This is a genomic window from Pseudomonas sp. BNK-30, from assembly GCF_047456185.1.
GTDB classification, from domain to species: domain Bacteria; phylum Pseudomonadota; class Gammaproteobacteria; order Pseudomonadales; family Pseudomonadaceae; genus Aquipseudomonas; species Aquipseudomonas putida_E.
The window spans coordinates 2,621,280-2,637,639 of sequence record NZ_CP179904.1; the positions used below are offsets into that span (position 1 = coordinate 2,621,280).

The following is a 16,360-nucleotide window of genomic DNA, read 5'->3' on the forward strand; positions in this document are numbered from 1 at the left end:
TGCATGGCAGCGCAGAAATATTTGGAAATTACGCGGTAGCGGTGAACTTACACGGAAAATTTCCTATCAGACTTTGGGAAGCAACCTACTCTTGATGAGACCTTAACCCAAGGAGTGTCTGGTTATGCGAGTTCCGTCTCTTCTGGCCCTGGCGGCCGCTGGCGCCCTGCTGCTGCCCATGGCAGCCACCGCTGGCAACTTCCCTGCCGGCAAGGAGGGTGCCTACATGACGCAATGCAAACAGGTGGCGCAAGGTCAAGGTGTCGACGCTGCAACTGCAGACAAGCATTGTTCGTGCGGCGCGCAAGCCATCAAAGATAATTTCACTGATAAGGAGATCGAAGACCTGGACAGCAATGACGGCGTTGACGCCAAGCTGATGCAGAAGGCACAGACCGTCGTGCAAGCGGCCTGCAAGCCGAAATGAGCCATGCGCAGAGGGCTTTCCGGGCTTTATTTGCCCTGGATCAGCATCCTGCGAAGGTAAAAGACGCTACAGGCGCAGAATTAGACTATTATGGTGTCCGTGCTCCGTAGCCTCGGCCACATTGCACCACTGAAAATTAAATGTTCTGGAGATTCACCCATGTCCAATCGCCAACAAGGCACCGTCAAATGGTTCAATGATGAGAAAGGCTACGGCTTCATCACCCCAGCAGGCGGCGGCGACGACCTGTTCGTTCACTTCAAAGCCATCGAATCCGACGGCTTCAAGAGCCTGAAAGAAGGCCAGACTGTTTCCTTCGTTGCCGAAAAAGGCCAGAAGGGTATGCAGGCTGCGCAGGTTCGTCCGGAGTAATTCGGATAGCTGTAAAAAAACCCGCCCTTGTGGCGGGTTTTTTTATGGGCGTTTGCCAGGGCAGCATACGCCTGCCCTTCGTAGGAGCGGCCTTGTGTCGCGAAAGGGCCGCAAAGCGGCCCCGGCATTTCAAGCGGCGGAGCTAGAAACCTGGGGCCGCTTCGCAGCCCTTTCGCGACACAAGGCCGCTCCTACGGGGGGCGTGCCGTATTTGGAGCTGCATTATCGCCGACAGATGAGAAGGCTGAGGCTTCATCAATAGATGCATGGGCATTAACCAGGGCAGCACACGCCTGCACCTCGTAGGGGCTGCATCAACCGCAGTTGACGCGGGTCACCTTGCCCTGCTCGTCCACATTCAGGTTGAGGCGCTCGGAGCGGTACTCCAGGGTCACCATGTCATGTGGCTTGAGAATACGGGCAATCTGTGAGCCACTGGCCTTGCGCGCCTGCTCGAGCAGGTCGGCACTGCCTTGCTTGCCAATGGCGAAATCGGCACCGCTGGCCTCGCAGCGCCCGTCGTTGCCTGCAGCTGCAGCCGGGGCGCTGCCGCCGTCAGAGTTGCCACCAGTGCTGCAACCAGCCAGCACAGCAGCGACCAGCAAGGTTGCCAGGGAAGCACGGGTACGGAACATGAATCCTCCTAAATAGATCTGGGAACTGCCTGTTCCGACAGTTCCACCCTGAATTCGTTGCAAAACCGCACAAGTCTGCCCGAACTCACCGCGCATGGCGAAAGGCAATCGTGACCGGATTTTGCACCACGCAGTTGGTTTGCTTGGGCAGGCTTTTTATTCTTAAGTCGAAGAGCCATTGACGCAAAGTGATGATTTACTTTAAGAAGTGCAGGCACAGTGCCTGCTGCGAACACCAGGGTCAGGTGTTCGCCCCTCCGCCACAGGCCCAAACGAGAGCCTTTCATGAGCCACCACAGCATCGACGCCGACATCAAGGTCAAATGGGCGGAGGGCCAGAGCGCCTACAGCCCCAGCACGCCAGAAGAGCTGGTATTGATCGCCCTGGACCTGCTTGTGCGCGACCTGGGCAGCGAGGCGGCGCGCAACTTCATCGACCAGGTGTTCGAGCGCTACGCACCGCACGCCGCTATTGCAATCGAGCCAGGCGCGCGCTGAGCAGGTCGAAAAAGCCCTGGGCATCGCCCTCGCCCACCCACATCACGTTGGCCGGCTGCTTGAGCACGCCGTACCAGTCGGCGACGGTCTGGCCGAAGGTCGGGCCCTCGCGGCTGTCGACGCTCATGTGGATGCGCCGCCCGCCGAACAGCTCGGGCTTGAGCAGATAAGCAATGACGCTGGCGTCATGCACCGGGCCGCCGGGCATGCCGTACAAGTCCATGTCGTGCTTGATGTACGCATTGAGGATGTCCACCACGCGCTTGCTGGCCTGGTTGTTCACGGCTGCCAGCTGCTTGAGGCGGGCGTCACTGGTGAGCAGTTTGTGGGTGACGTCCAGTGGCAGGTAGGTCAGTGGCACGCCACTGGCCAGCACCACCTCGGCAGCGTGCGGGTCGGCGTAGAGGTTGAATTCTGCCGCCGGGGTGATGTTGCCGCCGTTGAAGTGGGCGCCGCCCATCACCACCACCTCTTTGATGCCTTTGGCGATGTCCGGGCGCTGGATCAGAGCCAGGGCCAGGTTGGTCTGTGGGCCGAGCATGGCCACGGTGATGCTGCGGGGTTCGGCAGCGCCGAGCGTATCGACCAGGTACTGCACGGCATTGCCCGGGGCCAGGGGCTTTTTCGGTTCATGCACCGGGACACCGGTCAGGCCTTCTTCGCCATGCACTTCGGCAGCGTAGATGGGCGTGCGCACCAGCGGGCGCCCTGCCCCGGCGTACACCGGGATGTCTTCGCGGCCGGCCCACTCGCGGGCCAGGCGGGCGTTGCGCGAGGTTTTGTCGAGGCGCACGTTGCCGGCGACGGTGGTGATGGCGCGGATATTGAGTTCGTCCGGCGAGGCCATGGCCAGGAACAGTGCGACCACATCGTCGGCGCCGGGGTCGGTGTCGATGATCAGGTCGCGGGGTGCGGCCTGGAGCGTGGTGGTGGCGGCTGCGGCCATGAGGGCGAGTCCTTGTAGCAGAGGTTTGAGCATGGGGCACTCCTGTTGCCTTGGTGGTGAAGCGGTCGGGGCCGCTTGGCGGCCCATCGCCGGCAAGCCGCCCCCCACAGACTGGACTGGGAACTAGAAGGTTACGCCAGCTATGAGGGCGATGTTGCTGTAGGGCTGGCACTCGCCGGTACGCACCACGGCGCGCGCACTGCGCGACAACACCTTGAATTGCTCATGGCTCAGCCATTCACGCTTGCCGAGCTTGCCGCGCAGACGCTCGATCTCGACCAGGCCGGGCGGCACGACCTTCTGCATCTCTTCGGCCAGCACATGGCGCTCCACCTGCATCTCGCTGAGCACAGCGCGCAGCACGCTGGCGAAGTCGGGAATGCCCGGCGTCAAGGCCAGGTCGATCAGTTCGACCCCCGGCGGCACGGGCAACCCGGCATCGCCGATCACTAGGATATCGCCATGGCCCAGCCCGGCAATGGTGCGCGACAGGGCAATATTGAGCAGCGCGGTCTTTTTCATGGGGCCACCTCCGCCAGGGTCGGGATCGAAGGCTGTGCACCGGCGCGGGTGACGGACAGCGCCGCAGCGCGCTGGCCGAAGGTGATCGCTTCGCCCTCCTCCAGGCCGCGCACCAGCGCGGCTGCAAAACCGCCGACAAAGGTGTCGCCCGCTGCCGTGGTGTCGAGCGCTTTGACCTGCGGCGCCGGGAAGTGCCGGCTGCCATCTCGACTGACCAACACCGCGCCCTGCGCACCAAGGGTGACGATGACCTTGCCGGCGCCCAGTTGCAGTAGGCGCTCGCCGGCACGGCGGGCGCTGGCCAGGTCGTTGACCGGCTCACCGGCCAGCGCCTCGGCCTCGCTTTCGTTGGGGATGAGGTAATCGATATGGGCGAACCACTGCGCGGGCAACGGGCCGGTGGCCGGGGCCGGGTTGAGGATCACCGTCTTGCCCAGCTCACGCCCCCTCGCCAAGGCCCAGGCCACGGTGTCGGCAGGCACTTCGAGCTGGCAGATGATCACCTCGGCAGCCTGCAGCAGCGCGTCGAAACGCTGCACGCTTGCCGGGGTAAGCTGGCCGTTGCCGCCGGGGATGATGACGATGCAGTTCTGGCTGGCGGCATCCACGGTAATCAGCGCCACCCCACTGGAGACGCCTGGGCACTCGCTCACCGCCTGGCAATCGATACCCTCCACTTCCAGGGCCTGGCGCAACTGCTGGCCGTAGGCGTCAGCGCCGACGTTGCCGATCATGGCCACGCTTGCGCCCAGGCGTGCTGCGGCCACCGCCTGGTTGGCGCCCTTGCCCCCCGGCACGGTGAAAAAGCTTTCGCCGGCCAATGTTTCGCCTGCACGTGGCAGCCGCTCGGCGCGGGCCACCAGGTCCATGTTGAGGCTACCGACCACCACTACCTTGGCACTCATGGGCATTCCTTAGCGGTAATCATTGAACAGGTCCGGGCGCGGCCCGGTGGACTCGCGCAGCACGATGCGCGGGGCGACGATGCGTTGCTCTGCGCCATCGCGGCGGGGCGTAGCGATACGTGACAGCAACAGCGCCGCTGCACTTTCGCCGAGCTCGCGGATCGACTGGCCGACGGTGGTCAGCGGTGGGTACACGTAGCGGCTCAGCTCGATGTCGTCGAAGCCGATCACCGACAGCTCGCCCGGCACGTTGATGTTGCGCTCGGCAGCCGCACGCAGCACACCGAAGCCGATCATGTCGTTGCCGGCGAAAATCGCCGTGGGCCGCTGGCCGTCGAGCAGCTGCCCGGCCGCCGCATGGCCGCCTGGGCTGGTGAAGTCGCATTGCAGGATGTGCGCCCCCTGCACGGCTACCTGCGCCTCGGCCATGGCGCGGTGGAAGCCGGCCAGGCGCAGCTGGCTGACCCCGGTCGCAGCCGGGCCGCCGATATAGGCGATGTCGCGATGGCCAAGCTCCAGCAGGTGCTGGGTGGCCAGGTACGCGCCCTGCTCATGATCGATGCGCACCAGGTCGGCGTCCACGCCTTCCAGCGCGCGGTCGACGATGACCATCGGGGTACGCACGCAGGCCAGGCTCTGCAGCAGGTCGCTGTCCTCGCCCACCGACGCCACCACCAGGCCGTCGATGCGTTTTTCCAGCAGCACGCGCAGGTAGCTGCGTTGCTTCTGCGGGTTGTCATCGGAGTTGCACAGGATCACGCAATAGCCGTTGCGCTCGCAGGCATCTTCAATGCCGCGCGCCAGCTCGGCGAAGTAAGGGTTGACGCTGTTGGGCACCAGCAGCCCGATGGTGGCCGTCGTGCGTGCCTTGAGCGAACGCGCCACGGCGCTGGGCACGTAGTCGAGCTCGACGATGGCCGCTTCGACCTTCAGCCGCACCTGTTCGCTGACCGGGCGGGTCTTGTTCAGTACATGGGACACTGTGGTGTAGGAAATGCCCGCGAGTGCCGCGACGTCTTTGATGGTTGCCATGTTTTCAGTTCCGCCGGCCTGCTCGCCGGCTACGGTAGGTGTCGAGCACCACGGCGATGACGATGACCGCCCCGGTGATGATGCGTTTGGTGGGTTCTGAGGCGCCGATCTGTGCAAGGCCTGCGGCCAGCACCGAGATGATCAACACACCGAAGAAAGTACTGATGACCGAGCCGCGCCCACCCATCAGGCTGGTGCCGCCGATCACCACGGCGGCGATCACCTGCAGTTCCAAGCCGGCGCCGGCATTGGGGTCGGCGGCTTCCAGGCGGGAAATCTGGAACAGCGCGGCCAAGCCTGCCAGCAGGCCCATCAGGGCAAACACCAGCACCTTGTAGGGGCGCGGATCGATGCCGGCCAGGCGCACGGCCTCTTCGTTGGTGCCGATGCCGATCAGGTGGCGGCCGAACACGGTGCGGGTCAGCACCAGCTGGGCGAGGATGATCACCAGCAAGGCAATGATGAAGGCCGGCGAGATACCGTAGGCGATCGGGTTGGAGAACCAGGCGTAGGCATCGCCGATGTAGGCGGTGCGCGAGTCGGTGAACTGGTAGGCCAAGCCGCGGGCCATTTCCAGCACGCCCAGCGAGACGATGAACGACGGGATGCGCCAGGCCACCGTGACTGCACCGGTGATGCTGCCGGCAAGTGCGGCGACAGCCATGCCGAGCAAGGCGGCCGGCAGCACGCTCCAACCCCAGCCGAGGATGGCCACGCTGACTGCCGATGCCGCCAGCGCCAGCACCGACCCCACAGACAGGTCGATGCCGCCGATGATCAGCACGAAGGTCATGCCCACGGCCAGCACCATCAGGTCGGGGATCTGGTTGGCGAGGGTGCTGAAGGTGGCGTACGACCAGAAGTGGCTGCTGAGCAACGAGAACAGCACGATCATGGCCAGCAAGGCGCCCGCCAGGCCCAGGTAGGTGCCGAGGCCGAAGTAGGTGCCGCTGCGGCGCGCGGGGGCGCCGGCCTGTGTGTCGAGAGGTGTGGTTTTCATGCATCCATCCTGGGCGCTGCGTCGTGCAGCAGGGCGTCACGTTTCTGGTAGCCGGCGAAAGCGGCGGCAAGGAGCTGGTCCTGGCTCCAGTGGTCGCGCTCGAAGGTGTCGATCAGGCGGCCGGCCGACAGCACGGCAATACGGTCGCAGATCAGCATCAGCTCGCGCAGGTCGCTGGACACCACCACCAGGGCCTTGCCCTGGCGTGCCAGCTCGGCCAGCAAGCCATAGATGTCGAACTTGGCGCCCACGTCGATGCCGCGGGTGGGTTCGTCGAACAGCAACACTTGGCAGTCACGCTCCAGCCAGCGGCCGATCACCACCTTTTGCTGGTTGCCACCGGACAGTTCGCCGACCGCCTGGGCGGCATTGGCGCTGCGAATGCGCATGGCATTGATCTGGCGCTCGGCCAGGGCCTTTTCGGCGTCGCCGTCGACCACCCCGGCGCGGGACAGCGCGGCGAGGTTGCCCAAGGCGATGTTGGCGCTGATCGATTGCGTCAGCAGCAGGCCTTCGCCCTTCCGGTCTTCGGTGATCAGGGCGATACCGGCCTTGACCGCCGCCTTGGGCGAGTCGATGTTCACCGCCGTGAGTGGCTGGCCGATTTCGATGCTGCCGCTGTCGGCGCGGTCGGCGCCGAAGATCAGGCGAAGCAGCTCGGTGCGCCCGGCACCAATCAGCCCGGAGATACCGAAGATCTCCCCTGCCCTGACCTGCAGCGACACGTCACGCACCTTGTCGCCGCGGCACAGCCGGTCGACCTTGAGCAACGGCGCGCCGATCTGCCGGCGGCCCAGGTCGATGTGTTCGCCCAGCTCGCGGCCGACCATCAGGTTGACCAGCTCGGCGCTGCTGTAGCGCTGGATCGGCTCGTCGCACACCAGCTTGCCGTCGCGCAGCACCACGATGCGCTGCGCCACACGCTGGAGTTCTTCAAGGCGGTGGGAGATGTAGACGATGGCCACGCCGCGCTGGCGCAGGCGCTCGATCTGGGTGAACAGCAGCTCCACCTCGCGGGCGGTGAGCATGGCGGTGGGTTCGTCGAAGATCAGCACATGGCAGTCACCGATCAGGTTGCGGGCGATCTCCACCATCTGCTGGTGGCCGATGCCCAGTTCGCCCACCGGGGTGTCCGGGTCGATGGCGTCCAGGCCAACCTGTGCCATGGCGGCCGTGGCCAGTTGGCGCAGGCGCTTCTGGCTGATCCAGCCGAAGCGGCTGGGCAGGTTGTCGAGGAACAGGTTTTCGGCCACGGTCAGGGTCGGCAGCAGGTTGAGCTCCTGCATGACCATGCGCACGCCAAGGCGCTCGGCGGCGCTGCGGCTGCCAGGCGCATAGGCCTGGCCGCGGAAAGTCATATGCCCGGTGGTGGGCGTTTCCAGGCCGCTGATGAGCTTGGACAGGGTGCTCTTGCCAGCGCCGTTCTCGCCGGTCAGGGCCAGTACTTCGCCGGCGCGCAGGGCCAGGCTGACGTCGCCCAGCACCGGTTGCGCGTAGCTCTTGCCCAAGCCGCTGGCAGTGAGCAGCACTTCATTGGCCGTTACAGGCATGGCCATGTCTCCTGGCCGTCAAGGCTTGGTGATGAGTTCGACCGGGGTCTGGATGACGTTGTCGGCGTCCACGTTCGGCTTCTGGCCCTGGAGCATCTGCAATGCCGCCTGAATGCCGTACACCGCCTGCTGGCTGGCCGCCTGGTCGAGGGTGGCAAGCACGCGGCCATCCTTGAGCATGGGCTTGATGGCGTTGATGTTGTCGTAGCCCACCACTTGCACCTGGCCGGTCTTGCCGGCGGCGCGCACCGCCGAGACAGCGCCCAGGGCCATGCTGTCGTTGCCGGCCAGCAGCGCCTTGAGGTCGGGGTACTCGTTGAGCATGGCGGCGGCGACGGCGTTGCCTTTGTCGATTTCCCAGTTGCCCGATTGCACCGAGACGATCTTCATCTGCGCCGCCTCCATGGCGTCCTTGAAGCCGGCGGTGCGCTGCTGGGCATTGGTGGTGGTCGGCACGCCTTCGATGATGCCGACCTGGTCACCGGCCTTGAGCTTTTCCTTGGCCAGGTAGTCACCCACCAGACGGGCGCCCTTGCGGTTGTCGGGGCCGACAAAGGGTACGCTGAGGTTCTTGCTCTTGAGTACGTCGGGGTCCAGGCGGTTGTCGATGTTGACCACCGTGATGCCGGCGTCCATGGCCTTCTTGATCACTGGCACCAGGGCTTTGGAGTCGGCCGGTGCGATGACCAGCGCCTTGGCGCCGGTGGCGATCATCTGCTCGACGATGCGGATCTGGTTGCCGGTGTCGGTCTCGTCCTTGATGCCATTGGCCACCAGGTCGAATTCGTTGGCGTGGTCTTTCTGGTAGGCCTTGGCGCCGTCCTCCATGGTGCGGAAGAATTCGTTGGCCAGCGACTTCATCACCAGGGCGACCTTGGGTTTGTCTTCGGCATGGGCGGCGGACAGAGGCAGGGCAAGCGACAGCGATGAAATGACGGCGAGCGCCAGCAGACGACCGGGGAACGGCAGTTTCATGGGAGATGACTCCGAATCTTGTGGTTTTTATCGGATCGCAAACGTTTGCGTTGGCTAACTATGGAAACAGGATGAGGTTTTGTCAAATCCGTTTCGCTGCCGGGGGCTGCGTTGCTTCTGGCGCAGATTATCTTGGATTCTTCCGAAAAACCGAACAGGTTTTCCTATGTTTGTTCGGATTGCCGAATTCGAGGGGCCGCCTGCACGCTCTTCATGTCAAGCCCGGCCCACAGCCACAGCGGCATACAGGAAATTACAGCGCCCTACCAAGGATGGTACGAAAACTGCCTTGCACCCTGTGCGACACAGCAAAATCTCCTTTAGGAAGAGAGAACAATAATATGAATGCTGCACTGAAGACCTTCGCACCCAGCGCCCTGGCGTTGCTGCTTATCCTGCCAACCGCTGCTTCGGCGAAAGAAGCCCAAACCCAACAGAAGCTGGCCAACGTGGTCATCCTCGCAACCGGCGGCACCATTGCCGGCGCCGGTGCAAGTGCTGCCAACAGTGCCACGTACCAAGCGGCCAAGCTGGGCATCGACAAGTTGATCGCCGGCGTGCCGGAGCTTGCCGGCATTGCCAACGTGCGCGGCGAGCAAGTGATGCAGATCGCCTCCGAAAGCATCAGCAATGACGACCTGCTCAAGCTGGGCAAGCGCGTCGCCGAACTTGCCGAAAGCAAGGACGTCGACGGCATCGTCATCACCCACGGCACCGACACCCTGGAAGAAACCGCCTACTTCCTCAACCTGGTAGAGAAGACCGACAAGCCGATCGTGGTGGTGGGCTCCATGCGCCCGGGCACCGCCATGTCGGCCGATGGCATGCTCAACCTGTACAACGCCGTGGCCGTGGCCAGCGACAAGCAGTCCCGCGGCAAGGGCGTACTGGTGACCATGAACGACGAGATCCAGTCAGGCCGCGACGTGAGCAAGGCGGTCAACATCAAGACCGAAGCGTTCAAGAGCGCCTGGGGCCCGATGGGCATGGTGGTGGAAGGCAAATCGTACTGGTTCCGCCTGCCGGCCAAGCGTCACACCGTCAACTCGGAATTCGACATCAAGCAGATCAGCAGCCTGCCGCAGGTCGACATCGCCTACGGCTATGGCAACGTGACCGACACGGCCTACAAGGCACTGGCACAGAACGGCGCGAAAGCGCTGATTCATGCCGGTACCGGCAACGGATCGGTGTCGTCGCGCGTGGTGCCGGCACTGCAGGAGCTGCGCAAGGATGGCGTGCAGATCATCCGCTCGTCGCACGTCAACCAGGGCGGTTTCGTGCTGCGCAACGCCGAGCAGCCGGATGACAAGAACGATTGGGTTGTGGCGCACGACCTGAACCCACAGAAGGCGCGGATCCTGGCAATGGTGGCAATGACCAAGACCCAGGACAGCAAAGAGCTGCAGCGGATTTTCTGGGAATACTGATTGCTGCATGACAAGGGGCTGGTGTGCTGGCTACACCGGCCCTTTTTCGCGGTTTAACTCGCCACGGATCGGCCACCCACAGCCCTCCGCTTTTTTACCTTACACGCAGTTGCGAAATACCTGACAGTGAAATACTGTACGCGCATACAGCAAAACAAGGAAAAGCCCCGTGGCCAGTACCGCCCCTGCAACGCCGAGCAGTTATGAACAACTGGGTACGCGTATCCAGAAAATCATCAACAGCCCCATCGCTCAACGTAGCCGCGCCGCCCTGATCTTCCGCCTGGAACAGGAGTCGCCCGACGACTGGGAAACCCTGCTCGAGGAGATCGCCGAGAACGACAACGTCACCCTCGCCCACCGCGACGATGGCGGTGTGCAGATTTTCTGGACGGTGCCGAAGGACGATTGACCGCGCAAGGGGCCTAGGCCAGTGCCTGCAGGTAGGCGCTGGCCTGCCGATAACGGGCCAGCCGTGCCAGGTCGGCCGGGCCTGGGCAGGCGATGCGTGAAAGGTCGCTATTGTCGGCCAGGTCGGCCATTTTGACGGTACGCGCCAGCGGGTCGCAGCCAAGGCGCACGACGAAATCCTCGTAGCTTTCGCCATCACGCCGGCTCAAGGCCAGCAAGGCGGCCAGGATCTTTAGCGTGAAGCCCTCGCGGGCAAGATCGGAAAGTGTCAGCGGCGTGTCTTCGATCACGTCGTGAAGCACGGCGACGATGCGCTGTTCGGGCGTGGACACCTGCATCATCACCCGCAGGGGGTGCAGGATATACGCCGCACCGCCTTTGTCGTATTGCCCTTCATGCGCTCTGGTGGCTACCACGATGGCCCGCTCCAGTGTAGACATGAGGCCCTCCCCGTTTCAGCCGTCTCACAGAGCAAGCATAGACGGGTCGGGTTACAGATGACAGGCGTCTGTTCCGGCGCTTTCACAGCCAGCGGGAAAAGGCGGCTCGCCTCTATGCAGGCACCTCAGTGCATGGCATCGGCTGCGCCGGTGATCGCCGGCAAGCCGACTCCCACACTAGAGGCCATGCTACAAAGTCAGCGCTGCGCACCGTGCTGAATGACAACCGAATCCGTGCCCAGCTTGGCCATGACCTCTGCCTTGCGTGCCTCGGCCTCCTCCTTGGTAGGGAACGGCCCCAGCAGCACCACCGGCTTGCCATTGCGATATTCGACCGAGGACGGGATGCCCTTCTCGATCAGGCGGGCGGTCATGTCGCTCAATGCACCCATGTTGGCGCCCTGGATCACCTCGACATCCCAGCCTTGGGGGGCAGGCTGATCGGCCAAGGCCTCGGCGCGGCGCTGTAACTCGGCGCCGCCGCAGATTTCGCGGATGCGCAGGTTGTTGCCATTGTCGTCGACAATAATGTCGTACTGGCCACCCTCACCCTTGACGGCGACGTAGCTGCGGTAGGCTTCGTACTGCCCGGCATCGTCCTTGCCACGCACCTGACCGCAAATGGTGCCTTTGGTGTCGATCCGCACGTTGCCGAACTTGGCGGTCTTGGGGTTGTGCAGGTGCTCAGCCACCTGCTTGTGCACACCTTCGACCTCGTTCTCACAGCCCACCAGGGCCAGCACTGCCATTACCACTGCCAGTTTGCGCACGCGTGTACCTCCCGTTTCGAAGCGGCGGATTCTAGCATGGCGGCCCATGGCCCGGACCGCGACCATACGTTACACCTTGCTACATACCGGCCACCCACCGGACGCGCACAATGCAAAAAGGGCGACCCTTTCGGATCGCCCTCTCTGATGTTTGGTAGGCACAATTGGACTCGAACCAACGACCCCCACCATGTCAAGGTGGTGCTCTAACCAACTGAGCTATGTGCCTGTCGTGTGGTGCGCATATTAGTCACCGCATGCGTACCTGTAAAGCGTTTTTTTCAAAAAAATCAAAAACTTTCAGAAGCCTGCCCCACCTGTGGCGCGCGGCCTTCTTTAGAAGCCACAAACAAAAAAAGCGACCCTTTCGGATCGCCCTTTCTGAGATTTGGTAGGCACAATTGGACTCGAACCAACGACCCCCACCATGTCAAGGTGGTGCTCTAACCAACTGAGCTATGTGCCTGTCGTGTGGTGCGCATTCTACGCAATCCAAAACCGCTGTCAACACTTTTTTTCGAGCTAACCTACTGAATCTTAACCTCTTTATAGAGAAGCGCCGGCCAAGGAGCAGTAAAGGATTTTCAACGGACGACTAGCGGGTGTTTATTATTATTGATAGCATCGGTACATTCGTTAAAAATATAAAACACGAGGTTTCTCGAGCATGGCCAATACCCCCTACCCCCAGTCCTACTACGCCGCCTCGGCCAACCCGGTGCCGCCACGTCCGGCGCTGCAGGGTGAGGTGGAAACCGATGTGTGCATCATCGGTGCAGGCTACACCGGCCTGTCCAGCGCCCTGTTCCTGCTGGAAAACGGCTTCAAGGTGAGCATCGTCGAAGCGGCCAAGGTCGGCTTCGGCGCATCGGGCCGCAACGGCGGCCAGATCGTCAACAGCTACAGCCGTGACATCGACGTCATCGAACGCACAGTCGGCCCCAAGCAGGCACAGCTGCTGGGCCACATGGCCTTCGAAGGCGGCCGCATCATCCGTGAGCGTGTAGCCAAGTACAACATCCAGTGCGACCTGAAGGATGGCGGCGTGTTCGCTGCGCTGACTTCCAAGCAGATGGGCCACCTGGAATCGCAAAAGCGCCTGTGGGAACGTTTCGGCCACAATCAGCTGGAGCTGATGGACCAGAAGCGCATCCGTGAAGTGGTCGCCTGCGACAGCTATATCGGCGGCATGCTGGACATGAGCGGCGGCCACATCCACCCGCTGAACCTAGCCCTGGGCGAAGCTGCCGCGGTCGAGTCGCTGGGCGGCATCATTTATGAGCAGACCCCGGCCATCCGCATCGAGCGTGGCGCCAACCCGGTTGTGCACACCCCGCAGGGCAAGGTGCGCGCCAAGTTCATCATCGTCGCCGGCAACGCCTACCTGGGCAACCTGGTGCCGGAACTGGCGGCCAAATCGATGCCATGCGGGACTCAAGTGATCACCACCGAGCCCTTGGGCGAGGAACTGGCCCGCACCCTGCTGCCGCAAGACTACTGCGTCGAGGACTGCAACTACCTGCTCGACTACTACCGCCTGACCAGCGACAAGCGCCTGATCTTCGGCGGTGGTGTGGTTTACGGTGCACGCGACCCGGCCAACATCGAAGCGATCATCCGCCCGAAGATGCTCAAGGCCTTCCCGCAGCTCAAGAACGTCAAGATCGACTACGCCTGGACCGGCAACTTCCTGCTGACCCTGTCACGTCTGCCACAGGTTGGCCGTATCGGCGACAACATCTATTACTCGCAGGGTTGCTCGGGCCACGGCGTCACCTACACCCACCTGGCGGGCAAGGTGCTGGCCGAGGCATTGCGCGGCCAGGCCGAGCGCTTCGACGCGTTCGCCGGCCTGCCGCACTACCCGTTCCCGGGTGGCCAGATGCTGCGCGTACCGTTCAGCGCCCTGGGTGCGTGGTACTACAGCTTGCGCGACCGTCTGGGCTTCTGATGATGTTGCCAGCACTGGCCTGATCGCCTGCTTGCCGCGGATCAGGCCAGTACGGGTGGCTTACCTTTCCAGGCTGTCCACGGCCTGCTTAGCCGCCAATTCCTGGCCCGCACGGGCCAACTCGTCGGCAGCCTGCAGCCAGCGCTGCCGGTCCACCTGGGCCGGCAGTTGCCGTGGCGGCTGTACCAGTATCGCCCAGCTCCCCTCTTGCGCCCACGCCGAGGTGAAATCATCGAAGGGCATCATCTGCCGCCGGTGCATCCCTGAACGCAGCAGCACCCGCTGCTTGTAACGGTCAAAACCGATCAGCACCGCATAGCGCGGCTCGCTCCACCACGCCGAACCTTCCTGAAAACGCACCAGCACCGGGTTGCCTGCAGCGACTTGGGTCAACAGGGCGTCCAGCTGTTTGTCCAGCGGGTATACGACCCTGCCGTAATCGCGCGCCACGCGCGGGATGCCGGTGCCCAGCGACTCGGCGCCCTGCGGCAGGTTCAGTGGCTTGTCCAGCAGCCCTGGGGTGATCGGCGCGCCCTGCTGCGAGAGCAACGCCGCCAGCGCCATGGCCCCACTGTGGTTGGCGTTGCCTCGGTAGAACGGCACGCTGCTGATCTCGACCCGCTGCGCAACGCCCTTGACGGCGGCCGGTGGCGCGCTGGCACAGCCTGAGAGGCTCGCGGCCAGCAGGCAGGCCACCATCAGGCGGCGTGGCTCGAAAACCCGGGACTTGAAGGAAATTTGCACCATGGACACTCGCTTGTTCTGGCGCCAGGCTGGCAACGCCCGGCCTTGACCCACGATCATAGGGCGCCAGGCGACGTGGGTATAGCCCGGTGCGGGCTTGGAACCAAACGAACCAAGCAATAGACCTGCGATAGATGGAACGTCACGCGGGGGGAGCTAGACTAAGCAATATCTGGAGGGTGAGCCGAAAGCTGGCCCAAGAGAAGGAGGTAGACATGAGCCTGACCATGGCAATCCTCATGCTGGTAGGTATGTGGCTTAGCGTCGCTGCCGCCATGCTCTGGGGTGTACTACGCATCGTGCGGCGTCATGCACAGCACCATCACCACCTGCCACCGCAGGTTCCGGCCAAGCAGCAGCCGGTCAATCGGGTGCGCCGTCACGCGCAGGCGCATTGATCTTCGCAATTTCCGAGGCCCAATCGCCGGCTTGCCGGCGATTGGGCTGCATAGCAGCCCTGCTAACGCTAACTGACCGGTATTAACCTGCAGGCCTCTTTTTTGATCGCAAGCGCTCTAAATGCACTGCCCCTAAACCACATCCTCGAACGGCAACCCCACATAGTTCTCGGCAATGTTCACCAGCCCCGCAGGTGAGGACAGGAAATACTCACGGTCCGCCTCCTGCATCTTCTGCTCCCAGGCATCCTTGTGCTCACCAAAGTCATGGAGCAACTGGGTCATGAACCAGCTGAAGCGCTCGCCTTTCCACACGCGGCGCAGCGCCAAGGGCGAGTACTGCTGCAGCAGGTCGGTGCGCCCTTCGCGGTAGACCTTGACCAGGATGCGGTACAGATAATTCACGTCCGAAGCCGCCAGGTTGAGGCCTTTGGCCCCGGTGGGCGGGACGATGTGTGCGGCGTCACCGACCAGGAACAGGTGCCCATATTGCATGGGTTCGACCACCAGGCTGCGCAAGGGAGCAATGCTCTTTTCCAGCGCCGGGCCGGTGACCAGGCGCGCTGCCACGTCTTCAGGCAAACGGGCCTTGAGTTCGGTCCAGAAACGCTCGTCGGACCAGTCCTCCACGCGTTCATCCAGCGGTACTTGCAGGTAGTAGCGGCTGCGTGTCTGCGAACGCTGACTGCACAGCGAAAAGCCACGCTCGTGATGGGCGTAGATCAGTTCGTGGTTCACTGGCGGCGTATCGGACAGCATTCCTAGCCAGCCGAACGGGTAAACACATTCGTAGTGCTTGAGTACACCTTCGGGGATGCTCTGGCGGGAAACACCATGGAAGCCGTCGCAGCCGGCGATGTAGTCGCAGTCCAGGCGATGGGTCTGGCCGTCCTTCTCGTAGGTTACGTACGGCCGTTCGCCCTTGAGCTCGTGGGGCCGGACATTGCTGGCCGAATAGATGATCGGCGCACCGCTGGCTTCGCGCGCCTGCATCAGGTCTCGAGTCACTTCGGTCTGGCCATAGACCATGACCGTCTTGCCTCCGGTCAGGCCCTTGAGGTCCAGGCGTTGGCGGCGGCCACTTACAAGCAGCTCGACACCTTCGTGCACCAACCCTTCGCGGTCCATGCGCTCGGCAACACCTGCCTCACGCAGCAGGTCGACGGTACCCTGTTCGAGCACACCGGCACGGATGCGGCCAAGTACATAGTCAGGCGTCTGACGTTCAAGAATGACGGTGTCGATCCCGGCCTTGTACAACAGTTGACCAAGCAGAAGCCCAGACGGACCTGCACCGATGATTGCAACCTGAGTTTTCATTGTTGTTCTCTCGTGTTATTAGATTTCTAGCTGC

General features: G+C 63.0%; 19 protein-coding genes and 2 tRNA genes. 7 read left to right on the top strand and 14 right to left on the bottom strand.

Translation table 11 applies throughout. From position 1 onward, the window contains the following. Positions 1-124 precede the first annotated feature (124 nt). Entirely contained in the window at positions 125-427 is a 303-nt protein-coding gene (locus tag ACMGGN_RS12270) for a hypothetical protein (RefSeq protein WP_115275249.1), read from the top strand. Between the two features lie 159 nt (positions 428-586). Beyond that, positions 587-799, top strand: a complete 213-nt coding sequence (locus ACMGGN_RS12275) for a cold-shock protein (protein WP_012313861.1) — start codon at positions 587-589, stop codon at positions 797-799. 314 nt (positions 800-1,113) lie between these two features. On the opposite strand, the gene ACMGGN_RS12280 is transcribed toward ACMGGN_RS12275, so the two are convergent. Continuing rightward, positions 1,114-1,434, bottom strand: a complete 321-nt coding sequence (locus ACMGGN_RS12280) for an I78 family peptidase inhibitor (protein ID WP_174141671.1) — start codon at positions 1,432-1,434, stop codon at positions 1,114-1,116. Between the two features lie 285 nt (positions 1,435-1,719). Here ACMGGN_RS12280 and ACMGGN_RS12285 point away from each other — a divergent pair, with 285 nt between their 5' ends. After that, positions 1,720-1,932 (top strand): hypothetical protein, encoded by a 213-nt coding sequence (locus ACMGGN_RS12285; RefSeq protein ID WP_012313859.1) that lies wholly within the window; start codon positions 1,720-1,722, stop codon positions 1,930-1,932. On the opposite strand, the gene ACMGGN_RS12290 is transcribed toward ACMGGN_RS12285, so the two are convergent. From ACMGGN_RS12290 to ACMGGN_RS12320, 7 genes are all read right to left on the bottom strand, one after another. Next, positions 1,904-2,911 (bottom strand): nucleoside hydrolase, encoded by a 1,008-nt coding sequence (locus tag ACMGGN_RS12290; protein WP_174141670.1) that lies wholly within the window; start codon positions 2,909-2,911, stop codon positions 1,904-1,906. The two genes, ACMGGN_RS12285 and ACMGGN_RS12290, sit on opposite strands and share 29 nt — an antisense overlap. 90 nt (positions 2,912-3,001) lie before the next feature. Then, positions 3,002-3,400, bottom strand: coding sequence for a D-ribose pyranase (gene rbsD / locus ACMGGN_RS12295; RefSeq protein ID WP_012313857.1), 399 nt, complete (start codon positions 3,398-3,400; stop codon positions 3,002-3,004). After that, positions 3,397-4,305: a ribokinase gene (gene rbsK, locus ACMGGN_RS12300; protein ID WP_115275254.1), complete on the bottom strand. Its 909-nt coding sequence runs from the start codon at positions 4,303-4,305 to the stop codon at positions 3,397-3,399. Before rbsK ends, rbsD begins: the two co-directional genes overlap by 4 nt. 9 nt (positions 4,306-4,314) lie before the next feature. Next, a complete protein-coding gene (locus ACMGGN_RS12305) occupies positions 4,315-5,337 on the bottom strand; it encodes a LacI family DNA-binding transcriptional regulator (protein WP_115275255.1) in 1,023 nt (340 codons plus the stop codon). Positions 5,338-5,341: 4 nt separating this feature from the next. Next, positions 5,342-6,337 (bottom strand): ABC transporter permease, encoded by a 996-nt coding sequence (locus ACMGGN_RS12310; RefSeq protein ID WP_125923343.1) that lies wholly within the window; start codon positions 6,335-6,337, stop codon positions 5,342-5,344. After that, the gene (locus tag ACMGGN_RS12315; protein ID WP_414156808.1) at positions 6,334-7,887 is read right to left on the bottom strand and encodes a sugar ABC transporter ATP-binding protein; all 1,554 of its coding nucleotides are present in this window, start codon (positions 7,885-7,887) and stop codon (positions 6,334-6,336) included. Before ACMGGN_RS12315 ends, ACMGGN_RS12310 begins: the two co-directional genes overlap by 4 nt. Before the next feature lie 18 nt (positions 7,888-7,905). Continuing rightward, positions 7,906-8,862, bottom strand: coding sequence for a sugar ABC transporter substrate-binding protein (locus ACMGGN_RS12320; RefSeq protein WP_046787181.1), 957 nt, complete (start codon positions 8,860-8,862; stop codon positions 7,906-7,908). A 341-nt stretch (positions 8,863-9,203) separates the two neighbouring features. Here ACMGGN_RS12320 and ACMGGN_RS12325 point away from each other — a divergent pair, with 341 nt between their 5' ends. After that, complete coding sequence (locus ACMGGN_RS12325) at positions 9,204-10,292, top strand: asparaginase (RefSeq protein WP_046787182.1); 1,089 nt, start codon at positions 9,204-9,206, stop codon at positions 10,290-10,292. A 169-nt stretch (positions 10,293-10,461) separates the two neighbouring features. After that, positions 10,462-10,704 (top strand): DUF1654 domain-containing protein, encoded by a 243-nt coding sequence (locus ACMGGN_RS12330; RefSeq protein WP_039602925.1) that lies wholly within the window; start codon positions 10,462-10,464, stop codon positions 10,702-10,704. Positions 10,705-10,717: 13 nt separating this feature from the next. Here the strand turns inward: ACMGGN_RS12330 and ACMGGN_RS12335 are convergent, their stop codons facing one another. The 4 genes from ACMGGN_RS12335 to ACMGGN_RS12350 form a co-directional block, all read right to left on the bottom strand. After that, positions 10,718-11,143, bottom strand: coding sequence for a bifunctional (p)ppGpp synthetase/guanosine-3',5'-bis(diphosphate) 3'-pyrophosphohydrolase (locus tag ACMGGN_RS12335; protein ID WP_046787183.1), 426 nt, complete (start codon positions 11,141-11,143; stop codon positions 10,718-10,720). A gap of 197 nt (positions 11,144-11,340) precedes the next feature. Continuing rightward, positions 11,341-11,913: an SPOR domain-containing protein gene (locus ACMGGN_RS12340; protein ID WP_046787184.1), complete on the bottom strand. Its 573-nt coding sequence runs from the start codon at positions 11,911-11,913 to the stop codon at positions 11,341-11,343. Positions 11,914-12,065: 152 nt separating this feature from the next. Further along, positions 12,066-12,142 (bottom strand) — tRNA-Val (locus tag ACMGGN_RS12345). Positions 12,143-12,302: 160 nt separating this feature from the next. Then, a tRNA-Val gene (locus ACMGGN_RS12350) sits at positions 12,303-12,379 on the bottom strand. 201 nt (positions 12,380-12,580) lie between these two features. Between ACMGGN_RS12350 and ACMGGN_RS12355 the strand changes: the two genes are divergently transcribed. After that, a complete protein-coding gene (locus tag ACMGGN_RS12355) occupies positions 12,581-13,864 on the top strand; it encodes an NAD(P)/FAD-dependent oxidoreductase (RefSeq protein WP_012313845.1) in 1,284 nt (427 codons plus the stop codon). A 60-nt stretch (positions 13,865-13,924) separates the two neighbouring features. Here the strand turns inward: ACMGGN_RS12355 and ACMGGN_RS12360 are convergent, their stop codons facing one another. Beyond that, positions 13,925-14,668 (bottom strand): peptidase C39 family protein, encoded by a 744-nt coding sequence (locus tag ACMGGN_RS12360; RefSeq protein WP_046787185.1) that lies wholly within the window; start codon positions 14,666-14,668, stop codon positions 13,925-13,927. A gap of 155 nt (positions 14,669-14,823) precedes the next feature. Here ACMGGN_RS12360 and ACMGGN_RS12365 point away from each other — a divergent pair, with 155 nt between their 5' ends. Beyond that, complete coding sequence (locus ACMGGN_RS12365; protein ID WP_039604431.1) at positions 14,824-15,006, top strand: hypothetical protein; 183 nt, start codon at positions 14,824-14,826, stop codon at positions 15,004-15,006. 132 nt (positions 15,007-15,138) lie between these two features. Here the strand turns inward: ACMGGN_RS12365 and pobA are convergent, their stop codons facing one another. Then, positions 15,139-16,326, bottom strand: a complete 1,188-nt coding sequence (gene pobA, locus ACMGGN_RS12370) for a 4-hydroxybenzoate 3-monooxygenase (RefSeq protein WP_115275257.1) — start codon at positions 16,324-16,326, stop codon at positions 15,139-15,141. Positions 16,327-16,360: the final 34 nt, after the last annotated feature.